Source organism: Sideroxydans lithotrophicus ES-1 (genome assembly GCF_000025705.1).
Taxonomy (GTDB): Bacteria; Pseudomonadota; Gammaproteobacteria; order Burkholderiales; family Gallionellaceae; genus Sideroxyarcus; species Sideroxyarcus lithotrophicus.
The window spans coordinates 2,553,945-2,572,188 of sequence record NC_013959.1 but is presented as its reverse complement, the minus strand read 5'-3'; the positions used below and the strand labels follow the sequence as shown (position 1 = coordinate 2,572,188).

Below are 18,244 nucleotides of genomic sequence, written 5' to 3'. Positions count from 1 at the left end.
CGGCCTTTTCAAGGCAAGAAATAGAGGGGGTAAACGCTGCTAAATAACACGTAAGGCAGAGACAGTATGCAGTCAGAAAACTGCAAGGTGGTCTCGAACGACAATGGGGCCTCAAATGCTGTCTATTCGCCTGCGCACTTGGCAATGGCCGCGTTGCTGTCCAACTCCAGGCAATGCCGCAGATCCAGATTCTTGGAGCGTACTGAATTGGTTTTGGTGTGCTTGCCGGAAATCGGTTGCTTCACGGCTGGCTGAGGTTGTTGAGCGGGGGAATGCTGTGCCGCCCCTGCGGCGGTCGCGGGCTGCACTGCAGACGCTGCCGTTGCAGCAGGTTGCATCGTGCTTCCAGCTTCCTCGAGCGCAAGTGATGCGCCGCTGGATGACAAGACTGCCACGGCGATCAGGTTCGGAATTGCGTTTTTCATGCATCTCTCCTTTAAGTCTCGGACAGGCTCAATGTACCTGATTCCATTGGCTTTGACTATTCGCGCCTGCAAGTCGTCGCTGGAAAAGCCAAGGATCGCGAGGACGCTGTGCGGATTCCTGCGCGGGGATGCAGGGGGTGAGTTCGAACCGGGAACGATCAGTCTTGGCGCAGAAACTGCTCCGCCTCATCTGGCGGCACCGGGCGGCTGAACAGGTAGCCCTGATATTCCTCGCATTGCAGGTCCCTGATGAATTCCAGCTGCTGTTGCGTTTCCACGCCCTCGGCCACTACCTTCATCTCCATCGCATGCGCCAATACGGCTGTGGCATTGACAATGATCTCGTCGTTCTCGTCGGTGGCGATGTCGCGCACGAAAGACTGGTCGATCTTCAATGTCTTCACCGGCAGCAGTTTCAGGCGGCTGAGCGAAGAGTAGCCGGTGCCGAAATCGTCCAGCGCCAGGGAGAATCCGGCGCTGCTGAGTTTGTTCATCAGTTCCAGGCAGTTCACGCCCATGTCCATCAGCATGCTTTCGGTCAGCTCGAACTCGATGAACTGGGGAGGCAGGCCGGTATCGCGCACGATCGTCTGGATCTTTTCCACCAGGTCTTTCTGTCCGCATTGCCGTGCCGACAGGTTCACCGCGATCGGCACGATCGCGTATCCATGCGATTGCCACAGGCGTTGCTGCAAAGCCGTCTGCCGCAGCACCCAGTCGCCGATCTCGTTGATCAAGCCGCTCTCTTCGGCCACGGGAATGAATTCCGCCGGCGACACAAAGCCCAGCTGCGGGTGTTTCCAGCGCAGCAGGGCTTCCAGGCCTACCACTGCACCGCTGTTCACGTTGACCTTGGGCTGGCAGTACACCATGAGCTGATTCTCGGCGATGGCGCTGCGCAGGGCGTTCTCCAGATGCAGGCGCTGCAATGCCTTGGTGTTCATTTCCGGCTTGTAATATTCGAAACGATTACGCCCTGCATCCTTGGCCCGGTACATGGCCAGGTCGGCATTGCGCAACAGCTGCACCGATGTCTCGCCATCATCCGGATAGATGCTGACGCCGATACTGGTGCCGACCGAAAGATGATATTCGGCCACCTCGAATTCTTCACGCAGGGAGTGGAGCATCTTTTCGCAAACGAAGGTGACTTCGTCTTCCGAATTCAGGTCGCCCAGCAGCGCAACGAACTCGTCCCCACCCTGGCGCGCAATGGTATCGGAGCGACGCAGGCATCCCTTGAGGCGTTGCGACACCATCTTGAGCAAGGCATCGCCGACATCGTGGCCGAGCGAATCGTTGATGTTCTTGAAATGATCCAGGTCGATGAACATCACGGCCACCTTGGTCTGGTGGCGTTGCGCCAGGCTCAACCCCTGTTCCAGGCGGTCATTCAGCAGATAACGGTTGGGCAGGCCGGTCAGCACATCGTAATTGGCCAGATACTGGATGCGCTCTTCTTCTTTCTTGCGCTCGGTGATGTCCATGTAAATTGCGATGTAATGCGTGATCGCGGCCTGCTGGTCGCGTATTACGCTGACGGTGACCCACTCCGGGAAGATCTCACCATTCTTGCGCTTGTTCCATATTTCGCCTCGCCAGGCGTCCTTGTTGTGCAGCGCAGCGTAAAAATCCCGGTAGAACTCTTTGCCCTGTTTGCCGGAAGCGAGCAGGCGCGGATTCTTGCCCAGCACCTCGGCCTCGGTATAGCCGTTGATCTCGGTGAATGCGCGATTGATCATCACGATATTGTGATCGGCATCGGTGATCATGATCGCCTCGGTGTTGTTGGCGAACACTGCAGCGGAAAGGCGCATGCTTTCCTCGGCCTTGCGTCGTTGTCTGATCTCGCGCGTCAGGTTGCTGACCATGGCGTGGATCGCTCTGGACAGTTGAGCGACCTCGTCGCCTCCTTGCTGTTCCGGGACGTCATAAGCCAGATCGCCGGTGGCGACCTTGTTGGCCGCCCGGCTGATGCGCACGATGGGACGCGCGATATGCTCTGCCAGCAGCCAACCCAGCCAGGCGAACAGCAGTCCCAGAGCCACGCCCATCATCAGGATGCGCTGACGCAATTGGTGGGCGGGAGCAAAGGCTTGGCTAACGTCCTGGCGTACCAGGCTGGCCCAGCCCAGACCCGGATAGTCGCGGTAACCCGATGACTTGGCATAGCCGACCAGATAGGTCTTGCCGTTGCTCCATTTTTCCAGCAGATAACCGCTGTCATTGCCGCCTTGTCTGATCGCCTGCATGGTGAGCGGGGCGAGGCTGGACAGTTCGCTGCGGGGCTGTTCCGGCCCCGACAGCACCAGGCCGTCCCGGCTCACCAGCAGAATGTCCTTACCCGGGGTCCTGGTGCTGTCCAGCGCTTCCTCTGCCCAGTTCCAGTAGATATGACCGCACAACACGCCTTGCAGGACACCCTCCGCATCGATCACCGGTGCGGCCACATCTACCAGATAGAATGTCTGGCCGCTGGGGTTGGGCAACAGCTTGGCAAGCAGCAAGGCGTCATGCACATCACCGAAGTAGTCGCCTTCACGCCCCTTGGTACACCATGGACGTTTGGAGAGATCCTTGCCTTCCAGATACTTGCCGGTTCCTACTATCCCCTTGCCTTGCGTATTACAAATGCCGATCCATGCGTAGGCATTGAAGTTGTGCTGCAGGCGCTCGAGAATGTTGCGCTTGCGTTCGATCGGAACGTGCGGATTGCGGATATCGTCAAGGGTGGCAGCATTGCGGATCTCGCGGCTGCGTTCGAACATGCCGCGATCCATGACATCGAGTGCATTCCTGGCGCGGCTGGCGAATGCCTCGCCTTCGCGTTTCTCGATCTGCTGTTTGCTGTTTTCCGCGGCCAGGAAACTGAGCACGAGCGACAATACCAGCGCCAGTGCGCCACTCGCGAAGCTGATCTGCGCACGCAGGCTGTTGCCGGGGTTCAGTTGCTTAAGCCAGTTCATTTCTCCATCCTAATTGAACGTGCAACTGAGAGCTGTATTCAACGCCGACAGCGTACAGCTTTTCGATGCATCTCATGACTGGCGCGCAGTTTATCCGAATACCGCATGCGTTATCCATAAGGCAAATGGCGGTTTGGTGAGGTTGAAACGTAACTGCTTGATAAGGTTGTCTTGCCGATAAGAAGCCGCACTGCACCCGACGGCGGGGATAGGGTCTATCTGTGCGGATGGAAAGTGACGGGAACGGAAGCAGGAGGCGGCATTTTCAGGATTTGTTTTTTCATCTTGCCTATCACATGCATCTCGCAGGCTCGGCAGTCGAATTCCAGTCGGAGTTTCTCGCTCCCATTCACCAGCGTCATCGGTTCGGCGCGCACCTGACCTTGCACGCCGATCACGCCCTTTGCCTGTTTGGGGCACAGGCTCAACGAATAGCGGATGCAATGGCGGGTGATCATCAGCGGCACTTCGCCGGCTTCCTGGTGTGCTTCGTAGGCCGCAGCCATCAGTTTCACGCCATGCCTGGCGTAGAAGGTGCGTGCCGCCGAGTTGTACACGTTGGCGAGGAAGGTGAGCGATTCTTCCGGATAAGTGGCTGGCGGTTCTGCGGCGGTCTTGCGCGGGATGCGGGTGAAACTTTCAATACGGGCTTGTTCGAGCTTTTCCACGGCATCTCGCCTCAGTTTGTTCGCCAGCGAACTCGGCACGAACCACGGAAGAGTCCAGTCTATGGTGAGCATGTCCAATACGAAATCGCTGCTGCCGAAGCGTGTCAGTTGTTCGCGCACGCTGTCTTCCGCAGTCTCTGGATCGTTGGCAGGCTGCTTGTCGAAGGCAACGATGGCCGGGGCCGTGATGCCATCTTCGTCTTGCAGCGTGAGCGAGAAGCCGTCGATGGTTTCGGCGAAGATGGCACTCACGCCGATGCGGCGCTCGGCCGATTTCCTGGCGAGCACCTGTTCCCAGGCGTGGTCGCGGTTGCGGTTGATGGCGAGGCCGGAGCGAAATCCCGGCAAGGTGTGCAGCGGTTCGTTGGGATAGATGCGCCACACTTTGTTTCTGGACTCGACGACGTTCGCCTGCAGGCCGATGACTTCACGCTTGTGCAGATAGTTCAGGCCGTCGCTATTGGCGAGCGGCTCATTCGATTCCATCTCGAACCATTTGTCGCCGACCTGCGTCACCGTGCCGAGTTCCAGCCCGACGAAGGTGGGCGTGTCGAATGCGCCGATGTCGGCCTTGCGACCTTGTGCAAAATAATCCGTCGCACCGCGATGGAAGGTCTTGTCCGGATCGGGGGTGAACAGCAGTTTTGTTTTTCCGCTGGATGCAGCGTGCAATTCAGGGCGCTCGTTCAGTATCTGGTCCAGCAGCAGGCGATAGTGCCCAGTGATGTTCTTCACGTAGGCGGCTTCCTTGTAGCGCCCTTCGATCTTGAAACTGCGCACGCCAGCGTCGATCAGGGCGTGCAGATTGTCGCTCTGGTTGTTGTCCTTTACCGAAAGCAGGTGTTTCTCGAATGCGACGATCTGTCCTTTCGCGTCCTGCAGGGTATAGGGCAGGCGGCAGGCCTGCGAACAATCGCCGCGATTCGCGCTGCGCCCGGTATGTGCATGACTGATGTTGCATTGGCCGGAATAGGCTACACACAGGGCGCCGTGAACGAAGTGTTCGATTACCGTGTCGGCAGGCACGGCCGCGCGCACTTTGGCGATCTCCTGGATGGTGAGTTCGCGCGCCAGCACGATCTGCGAGAAACCGGCATCGGCAAGAAAGCGCGCTTTTTCAGGAGTGCGGATATCGCATTGCGTGGAGGCGTGCAAGTCGATCGGCGGCAGGTCGAGTTCCAGCAGGCCCATGTCCTGCACGATCAGCGCATCCACGCCGGCGTTGTAACAGTCATAAGCCAGTTTGCGCGCGGCTTCCAGTTCGTTGTCGTGCAGGATGGTGTTGAGCGTGACGTAGATGCGCGCATGGAAACGGTGCGCATAGGCGACCAGCTCGGCGATATCGCCGATCGAATTACCGGCCTTGTCGCGCGCACCGAAAGCCGGTCCGCCGATATATACCGCGTCCGCGCCGTGCAGGATGGCGTCCCGCCCAATGGCGGCAGTTTTCGCCGGGGCAAGCAGTTCGATGGCTTGGGAATATTTGTGTTCAGGCATGGCGCGATTATACCGGAGGGAGCGGCGATGCCAGTCCGTGATGACCAGGTTCCCCGTACGGATTCACTCTTGCAGCGGGAACTCGGGCAGTCGGATGCGGGAACGACAACCTGTGCTACTGGCTAGACGTTTCTGGGTTTATGCGGGCATTTTGTTTTGGTGCAGTCTGCGTAGATGTGCAGCGAGTGGTCATGCACTTCGAAACCAAGTTCGGCTGCGACCTTCTTCTGGCGCGACTCGATGGTGGTGTCGTAGAACTCCTCGACATGGCCGCACTGCAGGCAAACGATGTGGTCGTGGTGCTTGCCCTCGTTGAGTTCGAACACCGACTTGCCGCCTTCGAAGTTGTGGCGTACCAGCAGCCCGGCATGCTCGAACTGGGTCAGCACGCGATAGACGGTGGCCAGCCCGACATCATCTCCGGTGGAAAGCAACAGCTTGTATACATCCTCTGCGCTCATGTGGCGCTCTTGTCCCGATTCGAACAAGCCCAGGATCTTGAGTCTCGGCAAAGTGGATTTCAGTCCGGCGTTCTTCAGGTTTTCAGGCTGGGATTTGTCCATAGCAACGCTTCCATTCGATTTTTACGACATGATGCCCGAAAGGACTTGCAATTGCAAATGAGAACGATTATCGTTTGCATAAATCAATTGAGGAGTGCCATGAACATCTTTTGTCTGATTGTCCTGCTGTTCCCGTTCGCCGCTTCGGCAGCAGACACCGATTACAGGTTGGTTATCAAGGATCATCGCTTCCTGCCGGCCGAGCTGAACATCCCGTCTGGCAGCAAGATCAGGTTGCTGATCGAGAACCAGGATGCCACGCCGGAAGAGTTCGACAGCTATGCGCTGAACCGGGAGAAAGTGATCGCCGGGCACGGCAGTGCAACGCTATACATCGGCCCGCTGGACAAGGGGCGCTATCCGTTCATCGGTGAGTTCAACGCAGCCACTGCACTGGGTGCAGTCGTTGCACAATAGGAGAGCGATCAATGTTTGGAACCGCCATCATCGTATTTCGGGAAGTACTGGAAGCTTCGCTGATCATCGGGATCGTTGCTGCCGCGACGCACGGCGTCCCTGGCAGCAAGCGCTGGCTGGCTGCCGGGTTGGTCGCGGGTCTGGCAGGCTCGGCACTGGTCGCAGCATTCACGGACGTCATCGGATCGTTCGCCAGCGGCATCGGGCAGGAGTTGTTCAATGCCATCGTGCTTGGCATCGCCGTGCTGATGCTGGCCTGGCACAACATATGGATGTCGTCGCACGGAGCTGAACTGGCGCGTAGCGCGCATTCGGTCGGAGGAGACATTCGCGACGGACGCAGCGAGTGTTCGGTGCTGATGCTGATCGTCGGTCTCGCCGTGCTCAGGGAGGGATCGGAAACGGTATTGTTCCTTTATGGCATCGCCGCTTCGGAAAACGGGCAATCTTCGATGCTGATCGGCGGGGTGACCGGAATGGTGCTCGGCGTTGCAGCCGGCTATTCGATCTACGCCGGACTGCTGCGCGTGCCGCTGCGCTGGTTCTTTTCGGCGACCAGCATCCTGGTGCTGTTGCTGGCGGCAGGCATGGCTTCACAGGCTGCGCGATTCCTGATCCAGGCCGACCTGCTGCCCAGCCTTGCCGCTCCTGTGTGGGACACCTCGGCGACATTGCCGGAAAACGGAGTGCCGGGAATGCTGCTGCATAGCCTGGTTGGCTACGACTCCAGACCGGCCGGTATGCAGCTGGTCTTTTATATCGCCGCACTGACTGTCATCGGTCTTGGCATGTGGCTGGTCAGCCGCGCCCACGTGCCGAACCGTTCCAACAAGATGCGTGCCTAGATGAAGATCGGACTCATTGCGGTGTTCGGTTTGCTCGCGATCAATGCGGGCAAGGCCATCGCCGGTCCCGCAGATTATGTTTACACACCCACCGTGGAATATGGCGAACGGGAGGTCGACTTCAAGTACGGTTCTTTCAGGCAGAAGGATGGCACGCTCGCGCAAGGAGCCAGCATCGGTGTCGGTTACGGCGCAACAGAATACTGGTTCACGGAGATATATTTGAAGCAGGAGCAGATCGGCGGCCAGATCGCCAACCTGGCCGAATGGGAAAACAAATTCCAGCTCACCGAAACCGGAAGATATCCCGTGGATGCCGGACTTGTTACCGAGCTGGAAGCGCCATTGAGCAGCAATGCACCATGGGAGCTGAAACTCGGGCCATTGCTGCAAACGGAATTCGGCAACCTGCAGCTGAACGGCAATCTGCTTTTCGAGCGCGCATTCGGCAAAGCGGATGAGAGCGGTGTGCCATACAGTACCAACTTCAGTTATCAATGGCAGGCAAAATACCGCTGGCAACCTGTACTTGAATTCGGCCTGCAGGGATTCGGCGAGATGGGGAAGTGGAACGACTGGAACAGACAGGCAGACCAGGTCCATCGTATCGGTCCGGCGGTCTTCGGTAAGTTGGGGCTGGGAGGCAGGCAGGCCATCAGATACAACGCAGCCTGGTTGTCGGGGGTCAGCAGCGCGGCACCCCGCCATACGTTCAGGATGCAGGTCGAGTACGAATTCTGACCGGCGGATCGCCGCCATGAGCAAGGCTTGCCCGGACGGGGCGATGGCCAGATACAGCATTCCACCAGGAATCATGCAGCCTGCCCGCTTCAAGACGACCGACCGTCCAAGGAGCGGGCGCGGTCGCATCGCACAGATCACTGGCAATATGCCGACCTTCCGGCACGGGTCACGCTGGCGCAAGCTTTTCGGTACGGCTGAAGCCGGGTTTCATCAGCATTGGCGGCCCGGTCGGGCAGATGACTGGATTTATGCCCTGATCGCACTGTTCCGTTACAAGCGCAGCCTCATCCGGGTCATCGTGTTCTGCGCCATAATCGGCCCCATTCTTGAAATCGCCATTTAGCTGAAAGGCATCCATCGTGAGAAGATTGCACCTTGCGATCGAACGGATGGCAAGCCGGAACCAACAAAGACAACAAGGAACAACCATGAAATATCTGAAACCGGAGTTTCCGGTCGCTGCCGCACTTCTCATGCTCGGGCTGGGCTTTGTGTTCGAGCATGGCGCCATCGAACACGGCGGCGTCGCGCTGTGGGGACTGTTGATGCTCATTCTTGCTGCAATCATCGGCGTTGCGTTCCGCATCGCCCATCATGCTGAAGTTCTGGCAATGCGACTGGGCGAACCCTATGGCACACTGATCCTGACGCTTGCCGCAGTGTCGGTGGAAGTGGTGATCTTGATCGTTTTGCTGCAAGGCACACCCAATCCGACGCTGGCGCGCGACACGGTGTTCTCTGCAGTGATGTTCGATATCAACGGCATCCTCGGACTTGCCGCCATCGTCGGCGGGCTCAAGCACGGCCAGACAAAATACAACATCTCATCGGCCAATTCCTTTATTGCCATGTTGCTGGTCGCTATCGGCATCGGCATGTTCATCCCCGATTTCGTGCCCGACGGGCAGTGGCGGTTCTATTCGTGCTTTTCCATCGCAACGATGGCGATCATGTATGTTGCCTTCCTGCGCTTGCAGACGGTCGAACATCGGACTTTTTTCGCGTATTCCAGCGAGACCGACGAAGAGGCGCATGATGAATCGCACAGTCCGAATGCATTGCATGTCGGCATGATGCTGGGCGCCATCGTGCTGGTCGGCCTGCTCTCCGAAATACTGTCGGTGCTGCTGGATGCCGGACTTTCGGGCAGCAGCCTGCCCAAGGCGATCCCCGCGGTGCTGGTCGCCTTGATCTCTGCCAGTCCGGAGATACTTACTGCGCTCAAGGCCGCACAGCAGGATCGTATGCAGACCACGGTCAACATCGCGCTTGGTGCCTCGCTGGCTACCGTATTGCTGACGCTGCCGGTGATCGAGACCGTCGCCCTTTTCAGCGGCGAGCGCATCGTGATGGCGCTGACGCCGGTTCAGGCTGGCATGCTGCTGCTCACCTTCCTCACCGTGATGAACAACCTGCATGACGGCGAGACCAACGCCATCGAGGGTATCAGCCATTTTGCGCTGTTTGCTGCATTCATAGCGCTGGTCGCAATGGGAATGATCTGAAGTGCAGCCGGATGCTGTCTAGAATGCCTGATCCCAGCGCAATGACAAACGGATCGCGGCATTGATCAGCCCCACCATGCTGTAAGTCTGCACGAAGTTGCCCCACTGTTCGCCGCTGTTCGGGTCGATGTGTTCCGCCAACAAACCATGACGGTTGCGGTGAGCCAGCAGCTTTTCAAACAGTGCTCGCGCTTCCTCTCGCCGATCCACCGCGGCAAGCGCATTGACATACCAGAACGTGCAGACCAGGAAGGCGTTCTCCGGCTCGCCGAAATCGTCCTTTTCGACATAGCGGAAGATGAAATCGCCGCGGCGCAAGTCTTTCTCGACCATATTCACCGTGGCGACAAAACGCGGGTCGCCCGCTTCGAGGAATCCGACCTCTGCCAGCAGCAGCAGGCTTGCATCCATCGCGTCGCCGTCGAAGGTGGAGACGAAGCTGCCGCGTTGCTGGTTCCACGCGCGCTGGCTGATGGTCTCATGCAGCTGCCGCGCCTGGTCGCGCCAGTATTCTGCACGTTCGGACAGTCCCAATCCGTCGGCGATCCTGGCCAGGCGGTCGCAGGCCGCCCAGCACATCACGGCAGAAAAAGTGTGTACGCGCGCACTGCCGCGCAGTTCCCAGAGACCGGCATCCGGCTGGTCGTAGCAGCGGATGGCTTGCGTACCGAGATGTTCGAGACGGCGGAACAGCGCCTCGTCTCCGCGCCGGGTCAGGCGCTGGTCAAAAAAGATATGGGTCGCGGCGAGGATGGACGAGCCATAGACGTCATGCTGCACCTGGCGATAGGCAAGGTTGCCGATGCGCACCGGACCCATGCCACGAAAACCTGCCAGTGCCGGAACTTCGCGCTCTTCCAGCTCCGTCCTGCCGTCGATACCGTAGACCGGCTGCAGCGGCTTGCCTCCGGAATTGGCGGCGATATTCACGATATAGCTGAGGTAGCGCTCCATGGTCCGAGTCGCGCCCAGGCGATTCAGCGCATTGACCACAAAATAGCCATCGCGCAACCAGCAGTAGCGGTAATCCCAGTTGCGTCCGCTATTGGCGGCCTCGGGGATGGAGCTGGTCATGGCGGCGACGATGGCGCCGGTGTCGTCATAGGCATTCAGCTTCAGTGTGATCGCAGCGCGTATCACGGCTTCCTGCCATTCGTAGGGGATGCCCAGGGAGCGGACCCATTCGCGCCAGTATTGAGCGGTCTCCTCGAGAAAATGGCGGCCGACTTCGCTGACGGCTTCATGTACGGTCTCGTCCGAACCGAGCAGCAGCGTGATGGTGTCCTCCAGGAAGAATGGCGTTTCCTGCAGCAGTGCGGTCAGGGATGCATCGGTGGTCAGCCTGAGCGTGAATGTCGGTGCGACATAGCGGATATGGTTGCTGCCCCAGGTGACTGTCGGCCGGCCCGCGCCGTCATCGCAGGCGGGCCGCAGACGCAGGGTGATGCGTGGGCTGCCGGAGAGCCGCTTGATCCGCCGCACCAGCATCATGGGACGGAACATGCGGCCATATTGGCCGAAGCGGGGCGCGAAATCTGTGACTTCTACCGCGCCGCCATGGCGATCGTAAAGGCGCGTTACCAGGATCGCGGTATTCTCCAGATAGTGCTGTTCGGTCTGCTCGCAATCGGTGAGCTCGACGGAAAAGAATCCATAGTCATCGGTGTCCTTGAGCAGGGAACAGAACACAGGATCGCCATCGAAGCGCGGGAAACAGCCCCAGGTAAAGTTCGCCCGGCCATCGACCAGGGCGCCTATGGTGCAATTGCCGATCAAGGCCAGGTCCAGGTTTTTCATTCGCTTCCTTTCAGGATGTTGCCCAGCCATCTCCTTACCGCAGCCACATCGGGCAGGCGAAAGCGGGCGCAACTTCGGCCCTTGCCGACCTTGATGGAGATGCCTTCCAGTCTGTTCACTTCGGCGAAGCCGTGCTCATCGTTGAGGTCGTCGCCGATGAACACCGGTCGGCGTCCCTTGAACGGCGATTCCTTGAGATATTCCGACACCGCCGTGCCTTTGTCGATGCCGGACGGTTTGACTTCCGCGACGCGCTTGCCGGGTTGCACTTCAAGGCCGGCATCGGCATCGTTTGCCAGCTGGCCCATCAGGCGGTGTGCATAAGCAGCCAGATGCGGGGCTTGCCGATAGTGCAGTGCCAGCGTCAGTCCCTTGTCCTCAAGCAACAGGCCGGGATACTGCACCAGAACCGGCGCCAGCGCTTCCTTGATGGTGCATTTGGCTTCAGGCGTTGCGGCATGTATCCATAGACGCCCGGCGGCATCGCGCCGTTCCAGTCCGTGCTGCCCGGCCAGTGGCAGATGCAGCGAGCCGAGCAGATGTTCAAGGTCCGAGATGGAGCGGCCGCTGACCAGCGCCATCGCGCCGCCGCTTTCCTGATACAGGCGTGCTATGAGATCAAGCAGCTCCGTATCCACAAAGGCAGCACCCGGTGTGTCGGCGATGTCGATCAAGGTGCCGTCGACATCGAGGAAATATGCCCAGTCAACGCTCGCCGAGGGTGGAGAACTGGTACGCATCGTCATATCTCTCCATGTCCATTCTTGTCTAACAGGCGGCTGCGGCGTCGCATCGCGGCGGCATCCAGCAGCATGCGGCCGGCCCAGCGGAAAACATTGAACTCGGCCACCAGGCCGCGCATCAGGCGCATGCGGTCGCGCTGTTCGTCTGCCGGCATGGTAAGTGCCAGATGCAGGGCAGCGGCGCATTGGTCAGCATCGTACGGGTTGACGATCAGCGCCTCGGGCAGTTCACGCGCCGCACCGGTGAACTGGGAGAGGATGAGCACACCTCGATCATCGTCGCGAGCCGCGACAAATTCCTTGGCGACCAGATTCATGCCATCGTGCAGGCTGCTGACAAAACAGAGATCGGCGGCGCGGAAATACTCGTATACCTCGCGCGGTTCGTGGTGTTCTACCTTGAGCACGATGGGCGGAGGCAAGTTGCTATCGAAACGGCTGTTGATGCGCATGGCCATATCCCGCACCTGCGATTCATGATGCTGGTATTCCTCGATACCCGAGCGCGTCGGCGCTGCGATCTGCACAAAAGTGAAACGGCCGACCCACTCGGGATTCAGCTCCAACAGGCGTTCGATGGCGTGGAAACGTTCCGTGATGCCTTTGGTGTAATCGAGCCGGTCGACGCCGACGCCGAGCTTGTGCTCCGCAGGAAGCTTATGCAGCTGCCGTATGTTGCTGCGGCAATCGGGCACAGGTTTTTGTACCATCTCCGGAGCCGGCGGCCATTCGATGGAGATCGGGTAGCGGCGCACGGCAGTGAGCTTGCCGCCATAGGAGACAGTGAAAGACTCGCGATCGACGCGCGCCTCGATGAAACGATCCACAGTGTCGACGAAATTGTTGCAGTGAAACTGCGTATGAAAACCGAGGATGCTGCTGCCAAGCATCCCTTCGAGTACCTCGTCTCGCCAGGGGCAGATGGCGAACGACTCCGGATTGGGCCACGGGATATGCCAGAAAGTGATGATGGTGGCATCGGGGAGTACCTCGCGGATCATCTTGGGCAGCAAGGCGAAATGGTAGTCCTGTACCAGGACGATGGGATTCTTTGTTCTGGACTCGCTCACCACGGCCTTGGCGAACTTGCGGTTCACCGCGACATACTGGGTCCAGTCGCTGGTGCGGAAAGTGGGCCGCACATGGGCGATATGGCAGAGCGGCCATAGTCCTTCATTGGAGAAGCCGTAGTAATAGCCTTTCTCCTCTTCCTTGGACAGCCATACGCGGCGGATCTGGTATGCGGGTGTCTCGGGCGGTACCGCGACCCGGTCGAATCTGTCGACCACCTCGCGATCGGCTGTGCCGCTGCCATGCGCGATCCATGTGCCGGAGCATGCGCGCATGATGGGTTCCAGGGCAGTGACCAGGCCGCTGGCCGGCCTTTGCACTTCGATCCGGCCATCGATGCGCTGGTGGATATACGGCTCCCTGTTCGACACCACGATGATGTCTTCGCCGCGCAACTCGCTGTGGAGGATGGAGCGCAGGCTTTCCGGCGACCAGGTGATCTGCTCCTCATCACGCGCACGGGTTTCGGATTCAAGCTCGCGAACCAGCCGCTGCAAGTCCCGTGCGATCGGCTTGAATTCCGGCGGGCTCGGCTGCTCACCCGATGCCAGCTGCCATAGCAATCCTTCGCCGCGCAACAGCGAACGCATGCCGGACATCCAGCCGCGCCAGGAAAGCTGCGCGATGATCACCGTGATCAGCGAGATCACCAGTGCCAATCCCATGAAGAAGTAGAACAGGTAACGCTTGGTTTCCTCGCTGCGGTGGGTGATGAAGCTCATGTCGTGCACCAGCACCAGACGGCCTTCGGGTGCTGCAGTGCTGGCCATAGGCAATACCGATACATGCAGCGGTCCCTGGGTGCTTGGCAACAGAAGCTCATTCGAATCTGCCCATCGATCAAGATTTTCACAATGGATAAGGTGTTGAAAAGAGCGGCTGACCAATGCCTTTGCGGTTGGCGAAGCACAGTAGCCGATAGCATACAACCGTTCATCTTTGGTGATGGTGTTGAAGAGCGCTACGACCTTGTTTTTTTTGCCGGCATCAAGCTGTTCCAGCAGGGGTTGCTGGATGGTTCGGGCAATCAATGATGACCGCATGTCGAGATCGCGCATGAACCAGCGCAAAGTCAATTGGTCGACCAGCGGTGCGACAATGTAAGCAATGGCCGCCAGAACGAGGATCAAAGGGAGTACGAAGCGCAGTGAGAGTTTCATATGTTCTCATTTCCTTTCGTGTGGCCCACCCAAGCCAGTGAGCACTGATCGCCATGAAAGAGATGCAACTGCAGCATGCGTTTCACATCAAGTTGCTGAAAAAGCCCGTGCAAATGGAGGCAAGTAAAAAAAATGGTTCTGGCGGGACGGGCGATACTGATGTTCCAGTTTGCGCGCGATCCCGGGTTTATGTGGTACCCATGAGTTCAGGCGCACACATCTGAACTTCTCGGGCAGGTCACATGAGAGTGACATATTGCGCCGTGATTTACCGGATCAGGCGCGGCAATTTGTTCGATGCGATTTGCGAACAAGTATATTTATCTAAATACATTGTATATGAAATATCGCAAAGACTTATTACGTTCGATCATTGAATGTCCGGGATTCGTTCGGCGACGAGGTTGCCGGGATGGCTTCCTGCGACACTTTGTCGCAAACAATGGATGGGTGCGGCGTACTTCAGCCCCAACGAGTTGCGGTAGCTATATCTTGCGGTAAGTCACGAAATGGAAGTCCATCGGTTGCGGCGTTTCCTGCGAGCGCATCTCGCGCGATGTTTCCTGCCAGAAGGCTTTGTCGATCTCGGGGAAGTGCGCATCGCCTGCCACATCCTGCTGGATCTCGGTGACATAGAGTGTATCCACGAGCGATATGGCTTGCCGGTAGAGTTCTGCTCCACCCACGACAAATATCTCCTCATCTCCTGCACAGGTGACCAGCGCCTCTTGCAGCGAGTGTGCGACGATGCAGCCTTCGATCTCCAGATCGTTGTTGCGCGTGATCACTACGGTGGTGCGTCCCGGCAACGGCTTGCCGATGGAGTCGAATGTCTTGCGTCCCATGATCATGTGATGCCCCATGGTCAGCGTCTTGAAATGCTTGAGGTCTTCCGGACAGCGCCAGGGCAAGGTGTTGTTGACGCCGATGGTGCGGTTACGCGCCATGGCTACAATCAATGACAACGACGAGGATTTGGGATTTGGGATTTGGGATTTGGGCGGGGTGTTTGAGGTCATTATTATTCCACTTGGTTTGCGATGGATTTCTTCAGTCCGCCAAGCATCCTTCCTATTTCGTCCGTTTGAGACAGCAGCACAATGCAGGTGTCAGAATCAACAAAATTCAGACGCAGAGCAATCTGTAACTGTGTTTCGAGCTCCATCACAGAACCGAGGGCAATGGAAATATGGTTGAGATATGCCCCGGTTGCCTTGCGACCATGACCTTCGGCGATGTTGGATGGAACAGAGACCGCGGCGCGTCTGATTTGAGAGGTCAGTCCGAAACGCTCGTCATTGGGAAAAACGGCAGTGATTTTATAGATGGAAGTCACCAAATCCATCGCCTTTTGCCAGACAACCAGATCACTATATTTCATCCGCCGTCCCCACTAAATCCCAGATCCCAATTCCAAAATCTTGATGTTTAAATCCTAGACCGCCACCGGAGCCTTGATCGCCGGGTGCGGGTCGTAACCTTCCAGCGTGAAATCTTCGAACTTGAAGCCGAAGATGTCCTTCACGTCCGGGTTGATCTTCATGGTCGGCAGCGCGCGCGGCTCGCGCGACAGTTGCGTTGCGGTCTGTTCCATGTGGTTGGAATACAGGTGGGCGTCGCCGAAGGTGTGCACGAAATCGCCGTATTTCAGCCCGCACACCTGCGCCATCATCATGGTGAGCAAGGCATACGAAGCGATGTTGAACGGCACGCCGAGGAAGATGTCCGCGCTGCGCTGGTAGAGTTGGCAAGACAGTTTGCCGTCGGCGACATAGAACTGGAAGAAGGCATGGCAGGGCGCCAGCGCCATCTTGTCCAGCTCGCCCACGTTCCAGGCCGAGACGATGATGCGGCGCGAATCCGGGTTGTTCCTGATCTGCTCGACGGCGACTTTGATTTGGTCGATCACGCGGCCATCCACGGTCTCCCACGAGCGCCATTGCTTGCCGTACACCGGCCCAAGATTGCCCTGTTCGTCGGCCCACTCGTCCCAGATGCTGACGCCGTTGTCCTTGAGGTATTTGGTGTTGGTGCTGCCCTGCAGGAACCACAGCAATTCGTGGATGATGGATTTCAGATGGCACTTCTTGGTGGTGACCAGCGGAAAGCCCTGGGAGAGGTCGAAGCGCATCTGGTAGCCGAACACGCTGGTGGTGCCGGTGCCGGTGCGGTCGGATTTCTTCGTTCCGTGTTCGAGAACGTGCTGCATCAGGTCTAGGTATTGGCGCATGTGAACTTGGACAAAATCAATTCAAGCCACAGAGGACACAGAGATCACGGAGAAAGTGGTGAAGCGCCGGGGTTTCTCTGTGATCTCTGTGTCCTCTGTGGCAAATGGTTTTTTACGAGATAATGACAACACACATCATTTATCGAGGACGTAATGCTAGCACAACTGACCCTGACTCCCTCCCTGCCCAAGACACTGAGCGCTACGCATCTGCTGGTGCTGCTACCCAAGGCGAAGATGCTTCCCAAAGATGCGCCGCACGGCGAACTGCTGGCCGCCGTGCTCAAGCGCCGCGACATGAAGGCGGACGAACTGGGGAAATCGCCCGTCGCAGCGAATGCTGCCAATGGCACGCTGGTGGCCTGGGTAATGGTGGATCTCGAGAAAGATACCTTTGCCCAGCAAGTGCAGGTGCGCAAAGCACTGCAGCCGCTGCTGGAAGAGCAACCCAAAGTCATCGCGGTGTCGGTGTCTGGTGATGCGGCGCAACGACAGCGCATGGCTGAACTGGCTGTGTACGGCGCCTGGGTCAACGGCGCACTGTTGCCAGTGCACAAGAAGAAGGACGAGCGCAAGTCGCTGCAGAAGATCGAGCTGTACGGCTTCAATGACAAGAAGGTGTTCGATGCATTGAAGGCGCAAGCCGCCGGCAACCTGCTGTGCCGCGAGCTGACCGTGCTGCCGCCGAACGAGCTGACGCCGGGCAATTACCGCCAGCGCGTGAAGAAGCTGGCCACGGCGAATGGCTGGAAGCACGAAGAGCTCACCATGCCGAAACTGCGCAAGATGGGTGCCGGTGCATTCGTCGCCGTGGCGCAGGGCAGCGATCCGGAAGATGCGGCCATCGTGCATCTGTCCTACAAACATCCCAAAGCCAAACAGACCATCGCGCTGGTGGGCAAGGGCATCTGCTTCGATACCGGAGGCCACAACCTCAAGCCGTCGCGCTACATGCACAACATGCACGAGGACATGAACGGCTCCGCGGTGAGTCTGGGCATCCTGCTCGCGGCGACGCAGCAGAAACTGGCAGTGAACATCGACTGCTGGCTGGCGCTGGCGCAGAACCACATCAGCCCGAAAGCCTACAAGCAGAACGATATCGTCAAGGCGCTCAACGGCACCTTCATCGAAGTGATGCACACCGATGCCGAAGGCCGCATGGTGCTGGCCGATACGCTCACGCTGGCCTCGCGTGCCAAGCCAAATCTCATTATCGACTTCGCCACGCTCACCGGCAGCATGGCGATGGCGCTGGGCGCGCGCTACAGCGGCGTGTTCGGCACCAGCGACGAATTGGCACAACGCGCCGTAAGTATTGGCAAACAAACCGGCGAACGGTTGTGTGCCTTCCCGCAGGACGAGGATTACGAAGCCGCGCTCGATTCCAAGGTCGCCGACATCAAGCAGTGCACGCTGGACGGCGATGCCGATCACATCCTTGCCACACGCTTCCTCAAGCGCTTCGTCGAACACGACACGCCGTGGGTGCATGTGGATCTGTCCGCCAGCCGCTGCGAAGGCGGGCTCGGTATCGTCGCGCATGACGTGAACGGCTTTGGCGTGGCGTGGGGGCTGCGGATGCTGCAGGAGTAAGGCGACTGGCCGGGAGC

16 protein-coding genes are annotated in these 18,244 nt (G+C 58.5%); 6 read left to right on the top strand and 10 right to left on the bottom strand.

Translation table 11 applies throughout. The annotated features are described in order from the left end of the window. Positions 1 to 122 precede the first annotated feature (122 nt). The 4 genes from SLIT_RS12660 to fur form a co-directional block, all read right to left on the bottom strand. Positions 123 to 425, bottom strand: coding sequence for a hypothetical protein (locus SLIT_RS12660; RefSeq protein WP_013030658.1), 303 nt, complete (start codon positions 423 to 425; stop codon positions 123 to 125). Positions 426 to 583: 158 nt separating this feature from the next. Next, the gene (locus SLIT_RS12655) at positions 584 to 3,391 is read right to left on the bottom strand and encodes a bifunctional diguanylate cyclase/phosphodiesterase (RefSeq protein ID WP_013030656.1); all 2,808 of its coding nucleotides are present in this window, start codon (positions 3,389 to 3,391) and stop codon (positions 584 to 586) included. 215 nt (positions 3,392 to 3,606) lie between these two features. Next, positions 3,607 to 5,556 (bottom strand): peptidase U32 family protein, encoded by a 1,950-nt coding sequence (locus tag SLIT_RS12650; protein WP_013030655.1) that lies wholly within the window; start codon positions 5,554 to 5,556, stop codon positions 3,607 to 3,609. Positions 5,557 to 5,678: 122 nt separating this feature from the next. Next, positions 5,679 to 6,119: a ferric iron uptake transcriptional regulator gene (gene fur / locus SLIT_RS12645; RefSeq protein ID WP_013030654.1), complete on the bottom strand. Its 441-nt coding sequence runs from the start codon at positions 6,117 to 6,119 to the stop codon at positions 5,679 to 5,681. A gap of 99 nt (positions 6,120 to 6,218) precedes the next feature. Between fur and SLIT_RS12640 the strand changes: the two genes are divergently transcribed. The 5 genes from SLIT_RS12640 (at position 6,219) to SLIT_RS12620 (ending at position 9,630) form a co-directional block, all read left to right on the top strand. After that, on the top strand, positions 6,219 to 6,536 hold the full coding sequence (locus SLIT_RS12640; RefSeq protein ID WP_013030653.1) for a cupredoxin domain-containing protein: 318 nt from the start codon (positions 6,219 to 6,221) through the stop codon (positions 6,534 to 6,536). Between the two features lie 11 nt (positions 6,537 to 6,547). Beyond that, positions 6,548 to 7,381 carry an FTR1 family iron permease gene (locus SLIT_RS12635; protein ID WP_013030652.1) on the top strand — a complete coding sequence of 278 codons (834 nt, stop codon included), beginning with the start codon at positions 6,548 to 6,550 and terminating at the stop codon, positions 7,379 to 7,381. Then, the gene (locus SLIT_RS12630; RefSeq protein ID WP_013030651.1) at positions 7,382 to 8,122 is read left to right on the top strand and encodes a hypothetical protein; all 741 of its coding nucleotides are present in this window, start codon (positions 7,382 to 7,384) and stop codon (positions 8,120 to 8,122) included. A gap of 16 nt (positions 8,123 to 8,138) precedes the next feature. Then, on the top strand, positions 8,139 to 8,468 hold the full coding sequence (locus SLIT_RS12625) for a hypothetical protein (protein ID WP_013030650.1): 330 nt from the start codon (positions 8,139 to 8,141) through the stop codon (positions 8,466 to 8,468). An 85-nt stretch (positions 8,469 to 8,553) separates the two neighbouring features. Further along, complete coding sequence (locus SLIT_RS12620) at positions 8,554 to 9,630, top strand: calcium:cation antiporter (protein ID WP_013030649.1); 1,077 nt, start codon at positions 8,554 to 8,556, stop codon at positions 9,628 to 9,630. Positions 9,631 to 9,648: 18 nt separating this feature from the next. Here the strand turns inward: SLIT_RS12620 and SLIT_RS12615 are convergent, their stop codons facing one another. The 6 genes from SLIT_RS12615 to SLIT_RS12590 all read right to left on the bottom strand — a co-directional run bounded on the left by SLIT_RS12615 (position 9,649) and on the right by SLIT_RS12590 (position 16,631). Next, positions 9,649 to 11,427, bottom strand: a complete 1,779-nt coding sequence (locus SLIT_RS12615) for a glycoside hydrolase family 15 protein (RefSeq protein ID WP_013030648.1) — start codon at positions 11,425 to 11,427, stop codon at positions 9,649 to 9,651. Beyond that, a complete protein-coding gene (otsB, locus tag SLIT_RS12610; RefSeq protein ID WP_013030647.1) occupies positions 11,424 to 12,167 on the bottom strand; it encodes a trehalose-phosphatase in 744 nt (247 codons plus the stop codon). Before otsB ends, SLIT_RS12615 begins: the two co-directional genes overlap by 4 nt. Before the next feature lie 2 nt (positions 12,168 to 12,169). Beyond that, positions 12,170 to 14,401, bottom strand: coding sequence for an alpha,alpha-trehalose-phosphate synthase (UDP-forming) (locus tag SLIT_RS12605; RefSeq protein ID WP_013030646.1), 2,232 nt, complete (start codon positions 14,399 to 14,401; stop codon positions 12,170 to 12,172). Between the two features lie 485 nt (positions 14,402 to 14,886). Further along, entirely contained in the window at positions 14,887 to 15,420 is a 534-nt protein-coding gene (locus SLIT_RS12600) for a dihydrofolate reductase (protein ID WP_013030645.1), read from the bottom strand. Positions 15,421 to 15,422: 2 nt separating this feature from the next. After that, positions 15,423 to 15,782, bottom strand: coding sequence for a four helix bundle protein (locus SLIT_RS12595; RefSeq protein ID WP_013030644.1), 360 nt, complete (start codon positions 15,780 to 15,782; stop codon positions 15,423 to 15,425). A gap of 54 nt (positions 15,783 to 15,836) precedes the next feature. After that, entirely contained in the window at positions 15,837 to 16,631 is a 795-nt protein-coding gene (locus SLIT_RS12590; protein ID WP_013030643.1) for a thymidylate synthase, read from the bottom strand. Positions 16,632 to 16,784: 153 nt separating this feature from the next. Between SLIT_RS12590 and SLIT_RS12585 the strand changes: the two genes are divergently transcribed. After that, the gene (locus SLIT_RS12585; protein ID WP_013030642.1) at positions 16,785 to 18,227 is read left to right on the top strand and encodes a M17 family metallopeptidase; all 1,443 of its coding nucleotides are present in this window, start codon (positions 16,785 to 16,787) and stop codon (positions 18,225 to 18,227) included. The last annotated feature ends 17 nt before the right edge of the window (positions 18,228 to 18,244 follow it).

Excerpts from the sequence above, each read along its gene's own strand:
- SLIT_RS12615 (WP_013030648.1), bottom strand. The coding sequence starts at position 11,427 with ATGAAAAACCTGGACCTGGCCTTGATCGGCAATTGCACCATAGGCGCC.
- SLIT_RS12655 (WP_013030656.1), bottom strand. The coding sequence starts at position 3,391 with ATGAACTGGCTTAAGCAACTGAACCCCGGCAACAGCCTGCGTGCGCAG.
- SLIT_RS12625 (WP_013030650.1), top strand. The coding sequence starts at position 8,139 with ATGAGCAAGGCTTGCCCGGACGGGGCGATGGCCAGATACAGCATTCCA.
- SLIT_RS12650 (WP_013030655.1), bottom strand. The coding sequence starts at position 5,556 with ATGCCTGAACACAAATATTCCCAAGCCATCGAACTGCTTGCCCCGGCG.
- SLIT_RS12595 (WP_013030644.1), bottom strand. The coding sequence starts at position 15,782 with ATGAAATATAGTGATCTGGTTGTCTGGCAAAAGGCGATGGATTTGGTG.
- SLIT_RS12600 (WP_013030645.1), bottom strand. The coding sequence starts at position 15,420 with ATGACCTCAAACACCCCGCCCAAATCCCAAATCCCAAATCCCAAATCC.
- SLIT_RS12605 (WP_013030646.1), bottom strand. The coding sequence starts at position 14,401 with ATGAAACTCTCACTGCGCTTCGTACTCCCTTTGATCCTCGTTCTGGCG.
- SLIT_RS12635 (WP_013030652.1), top strand. The coding sequence starts at position 6,548 with ATGTTTGGAACCGCCATCATCGTATTTCGGGAAGTACTGGAAGCTTCG.
- SLIT_RS12640 (WP_013030653.1), top strand. The coding sequence starts at position 6,219 with ATGAACATCTTTTGTCTGATTGTCCTGCTGTTCCCGTTCGCCGCTTCG.
- SLIT_RS12630 (WP_013030651.1), top strand. The coding sequence starts at position 7,382 with ATGAAGATCGGACTCATTGCGGTGTTCGGTTTGCTCGCGATCAATGCG.
- otsB (WP_013030647.1), bottom strand. The coding sequence starts at position 12,167 with ATGCGTACCAGTTCTCCACCCTCGGCGAGCGTTGACTGGGCATATTTC.
- SLIT_RS12660 (WP_013030658.1), bottom strand. The coding sequence starts at position 425 with ATGAAAAACGCAATTCCGAACCTGATCGCCGTGGCAGTCTTGTCATCC.
- SLIT_RS12620 (WP_013030649.1), top strand. The coding sequence starts at position 8,554 with ATGAAATATCTGAAACCGGAGTTTCCGGTCGCTGCCGCACTTCTCATG.
- SLIT_RS12590 (WP_013030643.1), bottom strand. The coding sequence starts at position 16,631 with ATGCGCCAATACCTAGACCTGATGCAGCACGTTCTCGAACACGGAACG.
- fur (WP_013030654.1), bottom strand. The coding sequence starts at position 6,119 with ATGGACAAATCCCAGCCTGAAAACCTGAAGAACGCCGGACTGAAATCC.
- SLIT_RS12585 (WP_013030642.1), top strand. The coding sequence starts at position 16,785 with ATGCTAGCACAACTGACCCTGACTCCCTCCCTGCCCAAGACACTGAGC.